Below are 16,796 nucleotides of genomic sequence, written 5' to 3' on the forward strand. Positions count from 1 at the left end.
CGGTGGGGCATGCGTGGTCGGAGCCGTTTGCCGTTTGCCGTTTGCCGTTTGCCGTCTGCCGTAGGCCGCTGGGCGCGCACGCGAGGTGCGCAGGATCAGGCCGCCGGGACGTCCGAGCGATCGGCTCCCGCGGTGCGCCGGCGAACGATGCCGCCGGGAAGGACGGCCGCGATCAGTTCCGGCCCCGGCCCCGGCCTCTAGAGCGCCTGGCGGCGAGCTGCCTGGGCCGAGGCAGGGGGAGAAGGTCTGCCAGTACCGGGTCTGACGGTTGAGTTTTTCGCGTGCCCGGCCGTTGGCGCGGCGTGTCCGGGCAGGCCACTCGCTCAGGGGGGCGGGCGGGCGGGTGTTGTGCGGTCATGTCGCTCTCACTTCTGACCGGAAGCCTCTCTGACGCCTGTCAGATTAGCCTCAATCTGACGGGTGTCAAGTAACTGTCCGCGCCCCTAGGATGGGTGCGGACAGACCGGCAGGAAGTCAGGGAGGCATGCATGGGAGCAAGGGTCGAAGCCGCTCGACGGCCGGGGCGGCCCGGCGCGGACACTCCCGCCGTGCCCGACGAGGCCAGCATCCTGCTGCGCGGGCTCGAAGCCTTCGCGGAACTGGGCTACGACCGTGCCTCCGCCCGCGAACTGGCCCGCCGCCTGAGCGTCAGCCACAACTTCATCAACGACCGGTACGGCTCCAAGGCGGCCTTCTGGCGTGCGGTGGTGGACTTCGCTCTGGGGTCGCAGCTGGCGCGGCTGCCGGAGGCGGATCCCTCGGTGGACGACGCCGAGCGGCTGCGGCAGATCATCACCGGCTTCTACCGGACGGCGGCGGACGCGCCGCTGATCTCCCGGCTCCTCGTCGACGAACTCAACCAGGACACGGAGCGGTTGGACTACCTGTACGAGCGCTACATCGCCCCGACCCTGCAGACCCTGGTGCCCAGCATCGAGCGGCTCGTCGCCTCCGGGCGCATGGCCCCCATTCCGATGCATGTGCTGTTCTTCGCCGTCATCCCGCCCGTCTCGGGCATGCTGGACATGCCTCTGGCGCGGCGCCTGGGCAGGCCCGAGCCGGCCACGCCGGAGCAGCTGACGGCCACGGCGGAGTCGCTGGCGGCGCTCGTGGTCAACGGACTGCTCGCCACGGGTTCGGACACGCATCGCTGAGCGCCGTCACTCCGTGAGGAACCCGTCATCCCGTGCGGAATCCGTCACGGGATGAGGAACCCGGCGTGGGCCGACCGCTCGTCGCAGCCCGCATACCGTTCACCGCATACCGTCGACGCGCCGCCTTTTCAACGGGCGTGATCCTTCCTACCGTTCCGGACTCATGAGTCCCCCCATCGCGCCGCCCGGCTGGAGCCGCTGGCTCGTCCCCCCGGCCGCTCTCTCGGTCCATCTCTCCATCGGGCAGGCCTATGCCTGGTCCGTCTTCAAGCCGCCGCTCGAATCCGCGCTGGGCCTCAGCGGCACGCAGAGCGCGCTGCCCTTTCAGCTCGCCATCGTCATGCTGGGTTTGTCCGCCGCTTTCGGTGGCACGCTCGTCGAACGCAACGGGCCGCGCTGGGCGATGACCGTCGCCCTGGTCTGCTTCTCGTCCGGCTTCCTGATCTCCGCGCTCGGCGCCGCCACCGAGCAGTACTGGCTGATCGTCCTCGGCTACGGCTTCGTCGGCGGCATCGGCCTCGGCATCGGGTACATCTCGCCCGTCTCCACACTGATCAAGTGGTTCCCGGACCGCCCTGGCATGGCCACCGGCATCGCCATCATGGGCTTCGGCGGTGGCGCGCTCATCGCCTCGCCCTGGTCGGCCCAGATGCTGGAGTCGTTCGGCGCCGACCCCTCCGGGATCGCTGTCGCGTTCCTCGTCCACGGGATTTCGTATGCAGTCTTCATGACGCTGGGTGTCCTGCTGGTGCGGGTGCCGCGCGCCACCGAGTCGGTCGCGGGCGGCGGGCCGAGCGCCGGGCAGGGGGTGCAGGTCTCCGCCCGCAGCGCGGTGCGCACCCCGCAGTTCTGGTGCCTGTGGGTCGTGCTCTGCATGAACGTGACCGCCGGTATCGGGATTCTGGAGAAGGCCGCCCCGATGATCACGGACTTCTTCGCCGGCACCTCCACCCCGGTGTCCGTGACGGCCGCCGCGGGCTTCGTCGCCCTGCTGTCCGCGGCCAACATGGCGGGCCGCATCGGCTGGTCGTCCACCTCGGACCTGATCGGCCGGAAGAACATCTACCGCGTCTACCTGGGCGTCGGCGCCCTGATGTACGGGCTGATCGCCCTGGTCGGCGACTCCTCCAAGCCGCTGTTCATCCTGTGCGCGCTGGTGATCCTCTCCTTCTACGGCGGCGGCTTCGCCACGATCCCGGCCTATCTGAAGGACCTGTTCGGGACCTACCAGGTCGGCGCGATCCACGGGCGGCTGCTCACCGCCTGGTCCACGGCCGGTGTCCTCGGCCCGCTGATCGTGAACTGGATCGCCGACCGGCAGGAGGAGGCCGGCAAGGACGGCTCGTCCCTCTACACCCTCTCCCTGTTCATCATGATCGGGCTGCTCGCCGTCGGCTTCGTCGCGAACGAACTCGTCCGGCCCGTCCACGCCCGCCACCACCACGTCCCCGCCCCGAGGGAGGCCGCCGATGTCGCACCCCACCAGCCCCAGCAGCCCGAGTCCGCCTGACCGGCGGCCGCTGATCGCCTTCGCCTGGCTGTGGGTGGGGGCACCGCTCGCCTACGGGCTGTACGAGCTCGTACGGAAGGCGACGCAGCTGTTCACCGGGTAAGCGCGCGGCGGTCGGCCGGTGCCGTGCCGCACGCCCGGGGGTGCACCGCTCGGGCGTCCGCGGGTTAGAGGGAAGCCGACAACCCCGGCACCCGTTTCCTGTCGCTTCACGCGCCCGCGTACCCGTGAGTCACTGATCAGACTGGTGAATCCCGCTACCCACGGCACCGAGGGGATCACCCAATGAACGGCTCGCGCATCGCCGCCGTCGGCCACTACCAGCCCGCCAAGGTACTCACCAACGAGGACCTGGCGGGCATGGTCGACACCAGTGACGAGTGGATCAGGAGCCGGGTGGGCATCCGTACGCGCCACATCGCCGGGCCCGACGAGCCCGTGGACGAGCTGGCCGCGCACGCGGCCGCCAAGGCGCTCGCGGCGGCCGGCCGTGCGCCCGCCGACATCGACCTGGTGCTGGTCGCCACCTCCACGGCCGTGGACCGTTCGCCGAACATGGCCGCCCGGGTCGCCGCGCGCCTCGGCATCCCGCGGCCGGCCACGATGGACGTCAACGTCGTGTGCGCCGGGTTCACCCACGCCCTGGCCACCGCCGACCACACCGTGCGGGCGGGCGGGGCCCGCCGGGCCCTGGTGATCGGGGCCGACAAGATGTCCGAGGTGACGGACTGGAGCGACCGCACCACCTGCGTGCTCGTGGGTGACGGGGCGGGCGCGGCGGTGGTCGAGGCGTGTCCCGCCGGTGCCGAGCCCGGTATCGCGCCGGTGCTGTGGGGGTCGGTGCCCGAGATGGGGCACGCGGTGCGCATCGAGGGGCAGCCGGCCCGGTTCGCGCAGGAGGGGCAGAGCGTCTACCGCTGGGCGACCACCCAACTGCCGCCGCTCGCCCGGGAGGCCTGCGAGCGGGCCGGACTCACTCCCGAGGACCTCGCCGCCGTCGTCCTGCACCAGGCGAACCTGCGCATCATCGAGCCCCTCGCGGAGAAGATCGGCGCCGTCAACGCGGTCGTCGCCCGCGATGTCACCGAATCGGGGAACACCTCCGCGGCCAGCATTCCGCTCGCCTTCTCCAAGCTGGTGGAGCGGGGGGCGATCTCCACCGGCGATCCGGTGCTGCTGTTCGGCTTCGGCGGGAACCTGTCGTACGCCGGGCAGGTCGTACGCTGCCCGTGAGCGGCTGTGTCGTACGGCCGCGAAGGTGGCCGAGCGACGGTGTGACGCGGTCAACTGCGCCCGGCTCTGGCTACAGTGAGCCGTAGACTGTAGACGAAAGACAATCGATACTGGCTATCCGGCCGCAGGCGCCCGGCGCTGCCCAGGAGGGGGACCGACCGATGTTGTCGACAGGACTGCCGCAGGGTGCGGTGCCCAAGCTCGAACGCCCCGGCCCGCTGCGCGAGCGCGTCTACGAGGCGCTGCTCGAACTCATCACCACCCGTGCGCTGCAACCCGGCCAGCACCTCGTCGAGAGCGAACTCGCCGGGCACCTCGGCGTCTCCCGTCAGCCCGTACGCGAGGCGCTGCAGCGGCTGAACACCGAGGGATGGGTCGACCTGCGGCCCGCCCAGGGCGCCTTCGTGCACGAGCCCACCGAGGAGGAGGCCGATCAACTCCTCACCGTGCGCACCCTGTTGGAGGCCGAGGCCGCCCGGCTCGCCGCCAGGAACGCGGACAAGTCCGGTATCGAGGCCCTGGACGAGATCCTGGCGCAGGGCATGCTGGCCGTCGCCTCCGACGACGTGGACGCCGCCGTCGCCCTCAACGCCCGCTTCCACGCGAAGATCATGGAGCTCGCGGGCAACGCGGTCCTCGCCGAACTGGCGGCGCAGGTCGACCGCCGGGTGCGCTGGTACTACACGCCGGTCGCGCGGCAGCGCGGACACCAGTCCTGGATCGAACACCGGGATCTGATCGCCGCCATCGTCGAGGGCGACGAGCAGCGCGCCACGCAGCTCATGCGTGAGCACACGGAGCACACGCGCCGCTCCTACCACGCGCGCCAGGGGGCGTAGCCCGTCGGCCGGGGTCGCTCTGCGGCCCGAGTGCCCGACGGCGCGCAGGTCCCGGCCCGGCACCTCGCCGAGGACGTGGACCCAGCCGTCGGGCAACAGGGCTCGGATACAGCGAGTTCAAGGGCGTTGCTCGCGAACTCCTGTGCACAGGGCCCGTTAGGCGAGCGGTCTTTGCAACTCCGCAAAAATTTCGCAGAGTTCGGCGCCGCGATTCCCGTCGCACCCGTTCACCCGAAACGCGCGGGCGTGTGGTCGGCGCGCCATTCGGAAGCGGGCCTTCGCAGGCGTCAGGCCGTCTCGTGCCGTGCCCTCACCGGCATCCTGGCCGCACGTCTTTGTCCTGCGAGTGGAGAAAGTTGGCGGCAATCCGTGCACGACTTCTTCCCACCCCCGGTAACCGCTGCTACGTTCCCCTCGAAAGCTCGACAGCAGGCGGCCGATCGAGGCGGGGAGGGGCTCGTGAGACGTATGACGGCACGACCCGCGAACGCGCATCAGGCCCGTCTGCTCAAGCTGTTGCGCGACGGCGGCCCCAACTCCCGTGCGCAGCTGGGTGATCAGATCGACCTGTCACGGTCCAAGCTGGCCGTGGAGGTGGACCGGCTGCTGGAGACGGGGCTGGTCGTGGCCGACGGACTCGCCGCCTCGCGCGGCGGCCGTCGCTCCCACAACGTCCGGCTCAACCCCGGACTGCGCTTCCTCGGCGTGGACATCGGCGCGACCTCGGTCGACGTCGCGGTCACCAACGCCGAACTGGAGACCCTCGGACACCTCAACCAGCCCCTCGACGTGCGTGAGGGACCGGTCGCGGTCTTCGAGCAGGTCCTCGCCATGGCCGCGAAGTTGAGGGCGACCGGACTCGCCGAGGGCTTCGACGGCGCCGGCATCGGCGTCCCGGGCCCGGTCCGCTTCCCCGAGGGCGTACCGGTCGCGCCGCCGATCATGCCCGGCTGGGACGGCTTCCCCGTGCGGGAGGCGCTCAGCCAGGAACTCGGCTGTCCGGTCATGGTCGACAACGACGTGAACCTGATGGCGATGGGGGAGCAGCACGCGGGCGTCGCCCGCTCCGTGGGCGACTTCCTCTGCGTCAAGATCGGCACCGGCATCGGCTGCGGCATCGTCGTCGGCGGCCAGGTCCACCGCGGGACGACCGGCAGCGCCGGCGACATCGGGCACATCCAGGCCGTGCCCGACGGCCGCCCCTGCGCCTGCGGCAACCGAGGGTGCCTGGAAGCCCACTTCAGCGGCGCGGCCCTGGCCCGCGACGCCGTGGAGGCGGCCCAGCAGGGCCTCTCGGCGGAACTCGCGACCCGGCTGGAGACGAACGGCGGCCTCACCGCCGCCGACGTCGCCGCCGCGGCCGCCGCGGGCGACGCCACCTCCCTCGACCTGATCCGCGAGGGCGGCAACCGCGTCGGCCAGGTCATCGCCGGACTCGTCTCGTTCTTCAACCCCGGCCTGGTGGTGATCGGCGGCGGTGTGACCGGCCTCGGCCACACCCTGCTCGCCGCCATCCGCACCCAGGTCTACCGCCAGTCACTGCCCCTGGCGACCGGCAACCTGCCCATCGTCCTGGGCGAGTTGGGCCCCACCGCCGGCGTGATCGGCGCGGCCCGCCTGATCAGCGACCACCTGTTCTCACCCGCGTAGACACCGACTTCGTACGGCACATCCCCGCACCGCTCCCTCCGCGTACGGCACATCCCCGCACCACTCCCTCCGCGTACGACATACCGCAGAACCCCCACCGCGTACGGCACGCACACCCCCATCAGCACCCTCCTCGCACCACACCACCAGCACAGCGCCCTGCTCTGCCCTGCCCGGAAACGCCCTACACCCCGCGTTCCGCCCTGACTCCGGCCCGCACGCCCGCCGAGGGGAACCCACATGGCACCAGAACCACCGCTTCTCAGCATGTCCGGCATCACCAAGTCGTTCCCCGGAGTCCGGGCCCTGGACGGCGTCGACCTCGACGTCCAGGCCGGCGAAGTGCACTGCCTGCTGGGCCAGAACGGCGCCGGCAAGTCCACCCTGATCAAGGTTCTGGCCGGCGCCCACCAGCCCGACGGCGGCACGATCCGCTGGCGCGGGGAGGACGTCACCCTGCGCTCGCCGATCGCCGCGATGCGCCTCGGCATCGCCACCATCTACCAGGAACTCGACCTGGTGGAGCACCTGTCGGTGGCCGAGAACGTCCATCTCGGCCACGAACCCACGACCGCCGGCTTCGTCGTACGGGGAAAGGCCGCACGTGCCTCAACAGCCGCCCTGCTGCATCGACTTGGGCATCCGGAGATCGACCCGGCCCGTCTGGTGGGCGAGTTGTCGGCGGCCCAGCAGCAGATCGTCTCCATGGCGCGGGCCCTCTCGCACGACGTCCGGCTGATCGTGATGGACGAGCCGTCGGCCGCCCTCGACCCCGACGAGGTCGACAACCTGTTCCGCATCGTCGGCGACCTCACCGCCGACGGCGTCGCCGTCGTCTACATCTCGCACCGACTGGAGGAGATCCGGCGCATCGGCGATCGGGTGACCGTGCTGAAGGACGGCCGGGCGGTGGCCGGGGCACTGCCCGCGAAGACGACACCGACCCGTGAGGTCGTCGCGCTGATGACGGGACGCAACGTCGAGTACGTCTTCCCCGAGCGGCCTGTGACGGACGCGCCGGCGGCCGGGAAGCCGCTGCTGGAGGTGCGCGGCCTCGCCCGGGACGGCGAGTTCGAACCCCTCGACCTGACCCTGTACCCCGGGGAGATCGTCGGCCTCGCCGGACTGGTCGGCTCGGGACGCTCCGAGATCCTGGAGACGATCTACGGCGCCCGCAAGGCGACGGCCGGTCAGGTCGTCGTGGACGGACGGGCGTTGAGGCCGGGCAGTGTACGGTCGGCCGTACGCGCCGGGCTCGGTCTCGCCCCCGAGGAACGCAAGGCCCAGGCCCTGCTGATGCTGGAGTCCGTCACCCGCAACGTCTCCGTCTCCTCCCTCTCCCGCTTCTCGCGCGCCGGCTGGATCGACCGCGGCGCCGAACGCGACGCGGCCCGCGCCGCCACCCGTGAGCTGTCGCTGCGGCCCGACAACCCGTCCGTTCCGGTGCGCACCCTGTCCGGCGGCAACCAGCAGAAGGCCGTCCTGGCGCGCTGGATACTGCGGGGCTGTCGCGTTCTGCTGCTCGACGAACCAACGCGGGGTGTCGACGTCGGTGCCCGCGCCGAACTGTATGCAGTCGTCCGTCGACTGGCTGATGAAGGCCTCGGCGTGCTGCTGGTATCCAGCGAGGTCCCCGAGGTGCTCGGCCTCGCCGACCGCGTCCTGGTGCTCCGCGAGGGCCGCGTCGTCCACACCGCCCCCGCCCGTGAGCTCGACGAACACCGCGTACTCGACCTCGTCATGGAAGGAAGCCCGGCGTCATGACGCAGCCCGTCTCCCCGCCGCGGGGCAGCACCGACAAGGTGCCCCAGGTCCCCCTCCCCGCCTGGCGCGGCCTCGTGGCCCGCGCCGACGTCCGTACCCTCTCACTCCTCGGCGTGCTGGCCGCGCTGATCGTCATCGGCGGCGTCACCAAGCCCGACGAGTTCCTCGACACCCGCAACCTCCAACTCGTCCTCACCCAGGCCTCGGTGATCGGCGTCGTCACCGTCGGCATGACCTTCGTCATCACCTCCGGCGGCATCGACCTCTCCGTCGGAGCGATCGTCGCCCTCGCCTCCGTCTGGGCGACCACCGTCGCCACCCAGGAGTACGGCTTCGGCGGCATCCTCTTCACCTCCGTCCTCGTCGGCCTGGGCTGCGGGCTCGTCAACGGCCTGCTCATCGCGTACGGCGGGATGGTCCCGTTCATCGCCACGCTCGCCATGCTCGCCTCGGCCCGCGGACTCGCCCTGCAGATCACCGACGGCAAGACGCAGATCGTCACCGTCGACGGCATCCTCGACCTCGGTGAGCGCGACGCGTACGTGCTCGGTGTGCCGCCCCTCGTCATGGTGTTCGCAGTCGTGACGATCATCGGCTGGCTGCTGCTGAACCGCACCACCTTCGGCCGGCGCACCGTCGCCGTCGGCGGCAACGCGGAGGCCGCCCGGCTCGCCGGCATCGACGTACGCCGCCAGCGGCTCTACCTCTACCTGCTGTCCGGACTGTGCTGCGGCATCGCCGCCTTCCTGCTGATCATCCTGTCCGGCTCCGGCCAGAACACCAACGGCAACCTCTACGAACTCGACGCCATCGCGGCCGCGATCATCGGCGGAACGCTGCTCAGCGGGGGCCGCGGCACCATCACCGGCTCCGTGCTCGGCGTCCTGATCTTCACCACGATCACCAACATCTTCGCCCTGAACAACCTGCAGAGCGACGTCCAGCAGATCGCCAAGGGCGCGATCATCGTCGCCGCCGTGCTGGTCCAGCGCCGTACCGCGAGCACGACCTGAGGAAAGGGTTCACCGCCATGCCAGAGCCGACGTTCACGAGCCGCTTCACGAGTCGCAGAGGACTGCTCTTCGGGACCGCCGCCGTCTCGGCCGGCGCCCTCCTCACGGGTTGCACGAGCAACGATCCCAAGGACGAGGAGCCGGCTGCGAACGACCGGCCGGCCGCCGACGACAAGCCCGGCAAGCAGGTCACCATCGGCTTCGCCGGACCCCAGGCCGACCACGGCTGGCTCAACGCCATCAACGACAACGCCAAGAGCCGCGCGAAGAAGTACTCCGACGTGACCCTGGAGATCACCGAGGGCTCGAACGACACCGCCCAGCAGATCGGCCAGATCGAGACCCTCATCAACAAGAAGGTCGACGTCCTGGTCGTCCTGCCCGCCGACGGCAAGGCCCTCACCCAGGTCGGCCTCAAGGCGATGCGCGCGGGCATCCCGGTCGTCAATCTCGACCGCATCTTCAACACCCCGCAGGCGTACCGCTGTTGGATCGGCGGCGACAACTACGGCATGGGCCTCAACGCCGGCCACTACATTGGCGAGAAGCTCAAGGGGAAGGCCGACGCCCGCGTCATCGAACTGGCCGGCCTGGACAACCTGGAACTCACCAAGCAGCGCACCCAGGGCTTCGACGACGCCCTGAAGAACTACCCCAACATCAAGAAAGTGGCCCGCCAGGCCGCCGAGTTCACGGTGGAGTCCGGGCAGGCCAAGATGGCCCAACTCCTGCAGGCGCAGCCCAGGTTCGACGCCCTGTGGAACCACGACGACGACCAGGGCGTGGGCGCGCTGCGCGCCATCGAACAGGCCGGCCGCGACGACTTCCTCATGGTCGGCGGGGCGGGCGCCCTCTCCGCCTTCCAGGCGATCAAACAGGACAACGGCGTCCTGAAGGCAACCGTCCTCTACCCGCCCACGATGGCCGCCTCCGCCATCGACCTCGCCCGTGCCCTCGGCCAGGGCAAGGGCGTCGGCGGCCTCGCCGAGTACGAGATCCCGGCCTCGATCACCCTCTACTCGGCGGTCGTCGACAAGGAGAACGTCGACCAGTACATGTCGACCGGGTTCCGGTGAGGGGCGCGGTGCGGCCGAGGGAGGGCGGTGGCCGCAGGACGGTGCGCGGGGCTGGGGGCACCGGACTCGGCCGGGGCACGCAGGTCGGTCCGACGCCGACGGAAAGCGCCGTCTTCCGGCGAGGCGCACCGCCGGGGAGGGCCACCCGTGCCGTCCGCCGGGCAGAAACCCCCGATCGACCTCGGCCCCGGGTCCGTCCCGTCCCACGGCTCGGACGCGCCCACGCGACCACCTTCCCCTGAGGCGCCCGCACACGAACAGCCCGCGCCACCCACCGCGCAGGCCCCACCCCCCACCGCGCCACGACGACCAGGAGGACACCTGCATGGAACAGCCGCAGCAGTCAGCGGGACCGGAGGAGGCCGGCACCGAGGCCGGCAAGCCACCGCTCCGCGTCGGCATGGTCGGCTACGCGTTCATGGGCGCCGCCCACTCGCAGGGCTGGCGCACCGCGGGCCGTGTCTTCGACCTGCCCCGCCGTCCGGTGCTCGCCGCGCTCTGCGGCCGTGACGCGGCCGCCGTGCGTGCGGCGGCCGACCGCCACGGCTGGGCGGCGACCGAGACCGACTGGCGGGCGCTGATCGAACGCGACGACATCGACCTCGTCGACATCTGCACGCCCGGCGACAGCCACGCCGAGATCGCCGTCGCCGCGCTGTCCGCCGGCAAGCACGTCCTGTGCGAAAAGCCCCTCGCGAACACCGTCGAGGAGGCCGAGGCCATGGCCCACGCCGCTGAAAGCGCTTACGAACGAGGTCAGTCGGCCATGGTCGGCTTCAACTACCGCCGGGTCCCCGCCACCGCCCTGGCCCGGCGGATGGTCGCCGAGGGACGGCTCGGCACCCTGCGTCACATACGGGTGACGTACCTTCAGGACTGGCTCAACGACCCGGAGTTCCCGCTCACTTGGCGCCTGCGCAAGGAACTGGCCGGCTCCGGCTCCCTCGGCGACCTCGGCGCCCACATCGTCGACCTCGCCCAGCACCTCGCGGGGGAGCGCCTGGCCGGTGTCTCCGCGCTCACCGAGACGTTCGTACGTCGGCGGCCGCTGCCCGGCGGGGCGACCAGCGGCCTGGCCGCGGGGGGAACGGGCGCCGGCACCGGCACGGTCACCGTCGACGACGCCGCCCTGTTCACCGGCCGCTTCGCCTCCGGTGCCCTCGCCTCCTTCGAGGCGACCCGCTACGCCACCGGCCGCAAGAACGCCCTGCGCCTCGAACTCAACGGAGAGCGCGGCTCGTTGGCCTTCGACCTGGAACGCCTCAACGAGCTGTGGTTCCACGACGCCACCGAACCGGGCACGCACGCCGGCTTCCGCCGCATCCTCGTCACCGAACCCGACCACCCCTACCTGGACGCCTGGTGGCCCCCGGGCCACGGCCTCGGCTACGAGCACAGCTTCGTCCACCAGGCCCGCGACCTCGTCCACGCCATCGCCGAGGGCCGTCGGCCCGAACCCTCCTTCGCCGACGGACTCCAGGTTCAGCGCGTCCTCGCGGCGGTGGAGGAGAGCGCCGAGAAGAACTCCGCCTACACCCCGATCGCCGACTGAGGAGGGCTCGCAACATGCCCCGCAGGTTCACGCTCTTCACCGGCCAGTGGGCCGACCTTCCCCTGGAAGAGGTCTGCCGCCTCGCCCGCGACTTCGGCTACGACGGCCTCGAACTCGCCTGCTGGGGCGACCACTTCGAGGTCGACAAGGCCCTCACCGACCCGGCGTACCTCGACTCCAGGCGGACGTTGCTCGACAAGTACGGCCTGAAGTGCTGGGCCGTTTCCAACCACCTGGTGGGGCAGGCGGTCTGCGACGCCATCATCGACGAACGTCACCAGGCCATCCTGCCCGCCCGCATCTGGGGCGACGGCGAACCGGAGGGTGTCCGGCAGCGGGCCGCCGCCGAGATCGCCGACACCGCGCGCGCCGCGGCCGCCTTCGGCGTCGACACGGTCATCGGCTTCACCGGCTCCGCCATCTGGCACCTGGTCGCCATGTTCCCGCCCGCCCCGGAGACGATGATCGACCGCGGCTACGAGGACTTCGCCGAGCGCTGGAACCCGATCCTCGACGTCTTCGACGCGGAGGGCGTGCGGTTCGCGCACGAGGTCCACCCGAGTGAGATTGCATACGACTACTGGACGACTGTACGCACCCTGGATGCAGTCGACCGTCGACCGGCTTTCGGCCTCAACTTCGACCCCAGCCACTTCGTCTGGCAGGACCTGGACCCGGTCGGCTTCCTGTGGGACTTCCGCGACCGCATCTACCACGTGGACTGCAAGGAGGCCCGCAAGCGCCTCGACGGCCGCAACGGCCGGCTCGGCTCCCACCTGCCCTGGGGTGACCCGCGCCGCGGCTGGGACTTCGTGTCCGCCGGCCACGGCGACGTCCCCTGGGAGGACGTCTTCCGCATGCTGCGTTCCATCGGCTACCAGGGTCCCGTCTCCGTGGAGTGGGAGGACGCCGGCATGGACCGGCTCCAGGGCGCCCCCGAGGCCCTGACCCGCCTCAAGGCCTACGACTTCGAGCCGCCGTCGGCCTCCTTCGACGCGGCGTTCGGCAACTGATCCCCACGGAACCGCTCTTCTGTCTCCGGGATGACGGCGCATCCCGGCGCAAGCACCCGCATGTACAACCGGCCCCATTCTGGAGGCACCCGTGCACGGGAACGACCGCACCACCCGCACCGGCAGAACCGCGACCCACAGACGACGCCCCTCCCTGCGCAGAGCGATCGCCCTGCTGAGCGGAGCCCTGCTGGCAGGGGCGTCCCTCACCCTCACCGCACCCCAGGCCGGCGCAGCCGTCGCCGACCCGGCAGCCGCACCCACGGCCGCGGAGGACTTCCAGCAGGTCACCCTCGCCAAGGGCGAGGCCGAGGTCGGCGAGCCCATGTCGCTCGCCGTCCTCCCCGACCGCTCCGTCCTGCACACCTCGCGTGACGGCGAACTCCGCCTCACCGACGCCGCCGGCAACACCCGCCTGGCGGGCAAGCTCGACGTGTACTCCCACGACGAGGAAGGCCTCCAAGGCATCGGCGTGGACCCGGAGTTCAGCACGAACCGCTTCATCTACCTCTATTACGCACCCCCGTTGAACACCCCGGCGGGCGACGCCCCGGAGACCGGTACAGCCGCCGACTTCGCGCCCTTCGACGGCGTCAACCGCCTCTCCCGGTTCGTGCTGAAGACCGACGGCACGCTGGACATCGCGAGCGAGACGAAGATCCTCGACGTCCCGGCCTCCCGTGGCCTGTGCTGCCACGTCGGCGGCGACATCGACTTCGACGCGGCCGGCAACCTGTACCTGTCGACGGGCGACGACACCAACCCCTTCCAGTCGGACGGCTTCACGCCGATCGACGAGCGTGCGAACCGCAACCCCGCCTTCGACGCCCGGCGTTCCTCCGGCAACACCAACGACCTGCGCGGCAAGATCCTGCGCATCAAGGTGAACGCCGACGGTTCGTACTCCGTCCCCGACGGCAACCTCTTCGCACCCGGCACGGACAAGACACGGCCCGAGATCTACGCGATGGGCTTCCGCAACCCGTTCCGGTTCAGCGTCGACCAGGAGACGGGCATCCTCTACGTCGGCGACTACGGCCCCGACGCCGGCGCCGCCGACCCGGCGCGTGGACCGGCCGGTCAGGTCGAGTTTGCACGTGTCACCGGCCCGGGGAACTTCGGGTGGCCGTTCTGCACGGGCGACAATGACCCGTATATCGCATACGATTTCGCGACGGGTGTATCCGGTGAGCCGTTCGACTGCGCCGCCCCCAAGAACACCTCACCGCACAACACCGGCCTCACCGACCTGCCCCCGGCTCAGCCCGCCTGGATCCCGTACGACGGCGCCTCGGTGCCCGAGTTCGGCGACGGCTCCGAGTCCCCGATGGGCGGCCCCGTCTACCACTACGACCCGGCGCTCGACTCGCCGGTGAAGTTCCCGGAGGCGTACGACGGGGACTTCTTCGCCGGGGAGTTCGGCCGCCGCTGGATCAAGCGGATCACCAGCGACGCCGACGGCACCGTGCAGTCGATCAACGACGTCCCGTGGTCCGGCACCCAGATCATGGACATGGCCTTCGGCCCCGACGGCGCCCTGTACGTCCTCGACTACGGCATCTCCTGGTTCGGCGGAGACGAGCACTCGGCCCTGTACCGCATCGAGAACGCCACCGACGGCCACTCCCCGGTCGCGCAGGCCGCGGCCGACCGGACCTCCGGCCAGGCACCGCTGCGGGTACGTTTCTCCTCCGCCGGCACGACCGACCAGGACGGCGACGCCCTCACCTACAGCTGGGACTTCGGCGACGGCGGGACGTCGACGGCGGCGAACCCCACGCACCGCTACAAGAAGAACGGCACCTACACGGCGACCGTGACCGCGAAGGACCCGAGCGGCCGCACCGGCAGCGCGAGCGTGCAGATCGTGGTCGGCAACACCGCGCCCAAGGTGACGCTCGAACTCCCCAAGGACGGCCAGCTGTTCAGCTTCGGCGACGCCATCCCGTTCAAGGTGCGGGTCACCGATCCCGAGGACCGGACCATCGACTGCGCCAAGGTCAAGGTCACCTTCGTCCTCGGCCACGACAGCCACGGCCACCCCGTGACCTCCGCGAACGGCTGCACCGGCACCATCCAGACCAGCGCCGACGGCGGTCATGACGACGACGCCAACATCTTCGGCGTGTTCGACGCCGAGTACACCGACGGCGGAGGCGGCGGCCAGGCCGCGCTCACCTCGCACGACCAGAACGTCCTCCAGCCCCGCCACCGCCAGGCCGAGCACTTCGGCGACTCCTCCGGCGTCACCGTGACCCCGCGCGAGGCGGCGCACGGCGGCCGGACCGTCGGCGAGATCTCCCGCGGAGACTGGATCTCCTTCACCCCGTACGTGCTCAGCGACGCGAAGAAGATCACCGCCCGGGTCTCGTCCGCGGGCACGGGAGGCACCCTCGAGGTCCGCGCCGGCTCGGCGACCGGCACCCTCCTCGGCAAGGCGACCGTGCCGGTGACCGGCGGCTGGGACACCTTCCAGGACGTCACCGCCGCCCTGTCCCGCGCCCCGCGGGGCACCACCACCCTCTACCTCGTCTTCAAGGGCAGCGGATCCGGAGCCCTGTACGAGGTGGACGACTTCATCTTCGCGACGGGCTGAGAGGAGGCTCTCATGCGTTCAACCGGCCGACTGACCACCGCAGTTGTGGGGTCCGCCCTCCTGCTCGGCTGTGTCGTCTCGCCACCCGCCGCCTCACACTCGTCTTCAGGGGGCGAGCGAGTGCTGGTCTTCTCCAAGACGGCAGGCTTCCGACACGACTCGATCCCCGACGGTATCGCGGCGGTGAAACAGCTCGGCGAGACCGGCGGCTTCACGGTCGACGCCACCGAGGACCCGGGCGCGTTCACCCCGGCGAACCTGCGGCGCTACGACGCGGTCGTGTTCCTCTCGACGACCGGAGACGTCCTCGGCGACACCCAACAGCGGGCCTTCGAGGACTACATCCGCCGCGGCGGCGGGTACGTCGGCGTCCACGCGGCCGCCGACACCGAGTACGACTGGCCCTTCTACGGCGGCCTCGCCGGCGCGTACTTCGCATCGCACCCGGCGATCCAGCCCGCGACGGTCCTCGTCGAGGACCGCGCCCACCCGGCGACCTCCGGGCTGGGGAGGACCTGGAACCGCACGGACGAGTGGTACAACTACCGCTCCAATCCCCGGGACCGGGCCCATGTGCTGGCCTCGCTCGACGAGTCCTCGTACACCGGGGGCACGATGAACGGCGATCACCCGATCGCCTGGTGCCAGAACTACCGGGGCGGCCGCGCCTTCTACACCGGGGGCGGCCATACGAAGGAGTCCTTCGCGGATCCGGTGTTCCGTAGACACCTGGTCGGCGGAATTCTGTATGCAGTCGGCGAGAGTCAAGCCGACTGTCGACCGGAGACCGGATACCGTCCGCTCTTCGACGGCAGCTCGCTGGACGGCTGGAAGCAGGCCGGTCCGGGCTCCTTCACTCTGGACGACGACGGCACCCTCACGTCCTCGGGCGGGATGGGCCTCCTCTGGTACGCCGCGTCGGACTTCTCCTCGTACTCGCTGAAGCTCGACTGGAAGATGGCTGGCGCTTCGGGTGACGACAACTCCGGGGTGTTCGTGGGCTTCCCGCCCTCCGACGACCCGTGGTCGGCCGTGCACAACGGCTACGAGGTCCAGATCGACGCCACCGACGTGCCCGAGAAGACAACGGGGTCCGTCTACGGCTTCCGGTCCGCCGACCTGAAGAAGCGCGACCGGGCGCTGAATCCGCCGGGGGAGTGGAACACGTACGAGATCCGCGTGGAGGGCGAACGCCTCCGCGTCTGGCTCAACGGTGTGAAGATCAACGACTTCACGAACACCGATCCGGCCCGGAGCCTGCGCGACGGGCACCTCGGCCTCCAGAACCACGGAGCCGACGACCAGGTGTCGTTCCGCAACGTCCGGATCAAGGAACTGCCCTTCCAGGGCGACTGAACGGCGGCGGGCGGAGGACGCCGGACCTCCGCCCGCCGTC

13 protein-coding genes are annotated in these 16,796 nt (G+C 70.7%); all 13 read left to right on the forward strand.

Going from position 1 to position 16,796, the window contains the following annotated elements; translation table 11 throughout:
* The first annotated feature begins 488 nt into the window (after positions 1-488).
* The 13 genes from IE263_RS04650 to IE263_RS04710 all read left to right on the forward strand — a co-directional run bounded on the left by IE263_RS04650 (position 489) and on the right by IE263_RS04710 (position 16,756).
* The gene (locus IE263_RS04650; protein WP_189932472.1) at positions 489-1,154 is read left to right on the forward strand and encodes a TetR/AcrR family transcriptional regulator; all 666 of its coding nucleotides are present in this window, start codon (positions 489-491) and stop codon (positions 1,152-1,154) included.
* A gap of 163 nt (positions 1,155-1,317) precedes the next feature.
* On the forward strand, positions 1,318-2,664 hold the full coding sequence (locus IE263_RS04655; protein ID WP_189932474.1) for an OFA family MFS transporter: 1,347 nt from the start codon (positions 1,318-1,320) through the stop codon (positions 2,662-2,664).
* On the forward strand, positions 2,624-2,767 hold the full coding sequence (locus IE263_RS04660; protein WP_189932475.1) for an MFS transporter small subunit: 144 nt from the start codon (positions 2,624-2,626) through the stop codon (positions 2,765-2,767). Before IE263_RS04655 ends, IE263_RS04660 begins: the two co-directional genes overlap by 41 nt.
* A 182-nt stretch (positions 2,768-2,949) precedes the next feature.
* The gene (locus IE263_RS04665) at positions 2,950-3,897 is read left to right on the forward strand and encodes a beta-ketoacyl-ACP synthase III (protein ID WP_189932476.1); all 948 of its coding nucleotides are present in this window, start codon (positions 2,950-2,952) and stop codon (positions 3,895-3,897) included.
* Positions 3,898-4,058: 161 nt separating this feature from the next.
* Positions 4,059-4,736 carry a GntR family transcriptional regulator gene (locus tag IE263_RS04670; protein ID WP_189932477.1) on the forward strand — a complete coding sequence of 226 codons (678 nt, stop codon included), beginning with the start codon at positions 4,059-4,061 and terminating at the stop codon, positions 4,734-4,736.
* Positions 4,737-5,204: 468 nt separating this feature from the next.
* Entirely contained in the window at positions 5,205-6,386 is a 1,182-nt protein-coding gene (locus IE263_RS04675; RefSeq protein ID WP_189932478.1) for an ROK family transcriptional regulator, read from the forward strand.
* A gap of 240 nt (positions 6,387-6,626) precedes the next feature.
* Entirely contained in the window at positions 6,627-8,150 is a 1,524-nt protein-coding gene (locus IE263_RS04680) for a sugar ABC transporter ATP-binding protein (protein ID WP_189932479.1), read from the forward strand.
* Positions 8,147-9,163: an ABC transporter permease gene (locus IE263_RS04685; RefSeq protein ID WP_189932480.1), complete on the forward strand. Its 1,017-nt coding sequence runs from the start codon at positions 8,147-8,149 to the stop codon at positions 9,161-9,163. Before IE263_RS04680 ends, IE263_RS04685 begins: the two co-directional genes overlap by 4 nt.
* A 17-nt stretch (positions 9,164-9,180) precedes the next feature.
* A complete protein-coding gene (locus tag IE263_RS04690) occupies positions 9,181-10,239 on the forward strand; it encodes a substrate-binding domain-containing protein (RefSeq protein WP_189932481.1) in 1,059 nt (352 codons plus the stop codon).
* A gap of 325 nt (positions 10,240-10,564) precedes the next feature.
* The gene (locus IE263_RS04695) at positions 10,565-11,791 is read left to right on the forward strand and encodes a Gfo/Idh/MocA family protein (RefSeq protein WP_189932482.1); all 1,227 of its coding nucleotides are present in this window, start codon (positions 10,565-10,567) and stop codon (positions 11,789-11,791) included.
* 14 nt (positions 11,792-11,805) lie between these two features.
* Positions 11,806-12,804 carry a sugar phosphate isomerase/epimerase family protein gene (locus IE263_RS04700; protein WP_189932484.1) on the forward strand — a complete coding sequence of 333 codons (999 nt, stop codon included), beginning with the start codon at positions 11,806-11,808 and terminating at the stop codon, positions 12,802-12,804.
* Positions 12,805-12,895: 91 nt separating this feature from the next.
* Positions 12,896-15,400: a PQQ-dependent sugar dehydrogenase gene (locus IE263_RS04705; protein WP_189932486.1), complete on the forward strand. Its 2,505-nt coding sequence runs from the start codon at positions 12,896-12,898 to the stop codon at positions 15,398-15,400.
* Positions 15,401-15,412: 12 nt separating this feature from the next.
* Positions 15,413-16,756, forward strand: coding sequence for a ThuA domain-containing protein (locus tag IE263_RS04710; RefSeq protein ID WP_189932488.1), 1,344 nt, complete (start codon positions 15,413-15,415; stop codon positions 16,754-16,756).
* Positions 16,757-16,796: the final 40 nt, after the last annotated feature.

Origin of the sequence: Streptomyces aurantiogriseus, from assembly GCF_014649375.1 — a bacterium.
Classification (GTDB): Bacteria; Actinomycetota; Actinomycetes; order Streptomycetales; family Streptomycetaceae; genus Streptomyces; species Streptomyces aurantiogriseus.